The organism is Streptomyces sp. NPDC033174, assembly GCF_055577795.1.
In genome coordinates this window covers 1-3298 of sequence record NZ_JBVIPQ010000020.1, presented here as the reverse complement: position 1 = coordinate 3298, position 3298 = coordinate 1, and the positions used below count along the sequence as shown (strand labels likewise).

The window sequence follows — 3298 nt, the reverse complement described above, 5'->3', positions numbered from 1 at the left end:
GTTCGTCCGGGCACGTTGTTGGGTATCTGAGGGTACGGACTTTCGAGTCTGAACCTTCGCGATGCCGGCCCCAGTGAACTCGTTGCCTTTGGCGGCGGGGTGGTGGGTGGCTGGTCGTTGCTTGAGAACTGCACAGTGGACGCGAGCATCTGTGGCCAAGTTTTTAAGGGCGCACGGTGGATGCCTTGGCACCAGGAACCGATGAAGGACGTGGGAGGCCACGATAGTCCCCGGGGAGCCGTCAACCAGGCTTTGATCCGGGGGTTTCCGAATGGGGAAACCCGGCAGTCGTCATGGGCTGTCACCCATACCTGAACACATAGGGTATGTGGAGGGAACGAGGGGAAGTGAAACATCTCAGTACCCTCAGGAAGAGAAAACAACCGTGATTCCGGGAGTAGTGGCGAGCGAAACCGGATGAGGCCAAACCGTATGCGTGTGATACCCGGCAGGGGTTGCGCATGCGGGGTTGTGGGATCTCTTTTTCATCGTCTGCCGGCGATGAGACGAGTCAGAAACCGTTGATGTAGGCGAAGGACATGCGAAAGGTCCGGCGTAGAGGGTAAGACCCCCGTAGCTGAAACATCAACGGCTCGTTTAAGAGACACCCAAGTAGCACGGGGCCCGAGAAATCCCGTGTGAATCTGGCGGGACCACCCGCTAAGCCTAAATATTCCCTGGTGACCGATAGCGGATAGTACCGTGAGGGAATGGTGAAAAGTACCGCGGGAGCGGAGTGAAATAGTACCTGAAACCGTGTGCCTACAAGCCGTGGGAGCGTCGCGCATTGAGTTTACTCAATGCGTCGTGACTGCGTGCCTTTTGAAGAATGAGCCTGCGAGTTTGCGGTGTGTTGCGAGGTTAACCCGTGTGGGGAAGCCGTAGCGAAAGCGAGTCCGAATAGGGCGATTCAGTAGCGCGCTCAAGACCCGAAGCGGAGTGATCTAGCCATGGGCAGGTTGAAGCGGAGGTAAGACTTCGTGGAGGACCGAACCCACCAGGGTTGAAAACCTGGGGGATGACCTGTGGTTAGGGGTGAAAGGCCAATCAAACTCCGTGATAGCTGGTTCTCCCCGAAATGCATTTAGGTGCAGCGTCGTGTGTTTCTTGCCGGAGGTAGAGCACTGGATAGGCGATGGGCCCTACCGGGTTACTGACCTTAGCCAAACTCCGAATGCCGGTAAGTGAGAGCACGGCAGTGAGACTGTGGGGGATAAGCTCCATGGTCGAGAGGGAAACAGCCCAGAGCATCGACTAAGGCCCCTAAGCGTACGCTAAGTGGGAAAGGATGTGGAGTCGCAGAGACAACCAGGAGGTTGGCTTAGAAGCAGCCACCCTTGAAAGAGTGCGTAATAGCTCACTGGTCAAGTGATTCCGCGCCGACAATGTAGCGGGGCTCAAGCGTACCGCCGAAGTCGTGTCATTCCAGCATGAGGGCCAACGCCCGCTGGGATGGGTAGGGGAGCGTCGTGTGCCGGGTGAAGCAGCCGCGGAAGCGAGTTGTGGACGGTTCACGAGTGAGAATGCAGGCATGAGTAGCGATACACACGTGAGAAACGTGTGCGCCGATTGACTAAGGGTTCCTGGGTCAAGCTGATCTGCCCAGGGTAAGTCGGGACCTAAGGCGAGGCCGACAGGCGTAGTCGATGGACAACCGGTTGATATTCCGGTACCCGCTTTGAAACGCCCAATATCGAATCCATTGATGCTAAGGCCGTGAAGCCGCCCCGGAGCCTTCGGGCAAAGGGGAGTGGTGGAGCCGCCGGTCCAAGGTGGTAGTAGGTAAGCGATGGGGTGACGCAGGAAGGTAGTCCAGCCCGGGCGGTGGTTGTCCCGGGGTAAGGGTGTAGGCCGTGTGATAGGCAAATCCGTCACACATTGAGGCTGAGACCTGATGCCGAGCCGATTGTGGTGAAGTGGATGATCCTATGCTGTCGAGAAAAGCCTCTAGCGAGTTTCATGGCGGCCCGTACCCTAAACCGACTCAGGTGGTCAGGTAGAGAATACCGAGGCGTTCGGGTGAACTATGGTTAAGGAACTCGGCAAAATGCCCCCGTAACTTCGGGAGAAGGGGGGCCATCACTGGTGATGAGTCTTGCACTCTGAGCTGGGGGTGGCCGCAGAGACCAGCGAGAAGCGACTGTTTACTAAAAACACAGGTCCGTGCGAAGCCGTAAGGCGATGTATACGGACTGACGCCTGCCCGGTGCTGGAACGTTAAGGGGACCGGTTAGCTCTGTTTCGACAGGGCGAAGCTGAGAACTTAAGCGCCAGTAAACGGCGGTGGTAACTATAACCATCCTAAGGTAGCGAAATTCCTTGTCGGGTAAGTTCCGACCTGCACGAATGGCGTAACGACTTCTCGACTGTCTCAACCATAGGCCCGGTGAAATTGCACTACGAGTAAAGATGCTCGTTTCGCGCAGCAGGACGGAAAGACCCCGGGACCTTTACTACAGTTTGATATTGGTGTTCGGTTCGGCTTGTGTAGGATAGGTGGGAGACTTTGAAGCAGCCACGCCAGTGGTTGTGGAGTCGCCGTTGAAATACCACTCTGGTCGTGCTGGATGTCTAACCTGGGTCCGTGATCCGGATCAGGGACAGTGTCTGATGGGTAGTTTAACTGGGGCGGTTGCCTCCCAAAGGGTAACGGAGGCGCCCAAAGGTTCCCTCAGCCTGGTTGGTAATCAGGTGTTGAGTGTAAGTGCACAAGGGAGCTTGACTGTGAGACCGACGGGTCGAGCAGGGACGAAAGTCGGGACTAGTGATCCGGCGGTGGCTTGTGGAAGCGCCGTCGCTCAACGGATAAAAGGTACCCCGGGGATAACAGGCTGATCTTCCCCAAGAGTCCATATCGACGGGATGGTTTGGCACCTCGATGTCGGCTCGTCGCATCCTGGGGCTGGAGTCGGTCCCAAGGGTTGGGCTGTTCGCCCATTAAAGCGGTACGCGAGCTGGGTTTAGAACGTCGTGAGACAGTTCGGTCCCTATCCGCTGTGCGCGTAGGAATATTGAGAAGGGCTGTCCCTAGTACGAGAGGACCGGGACGGACGAACCTCTGGTGTGCCAGTTGTCCTGCCAAGGGCATGGCTGGTTGGCTACGTTCGGGAGGGATAACCGCTGAAAGCATCTAAGCGGGAAGCCTGCTTCGAGATGAGTATTCCCACCTCCTTGAGAGGGTAAGGCTCCCAGTAGACGACTGGGTTGATAGGCCAGATGTGGAAGCCCGGTAACGGGTGAAGCTGACTGGTACTAATAGGCCGAGGGCTTGTCCTCAGTTGCTCGCGTCCACTGTGTT

1 rRNA gene is annotated in these 3298 nt (G+C 56.9%); it reads left to right on the top strand.

Going from position 1 to position 3298, the window contains the following annotated elements:
• Window positions 1-153: 153 nt before the first annotated feature.
• Window positions 154-3276, top strand: a 23S ribosomal RNA gene (locus ACZ5VC_RS33135).
• The last annotated feature ends 22 nt before the right edge of the window (window positions 3277-3298 follow it).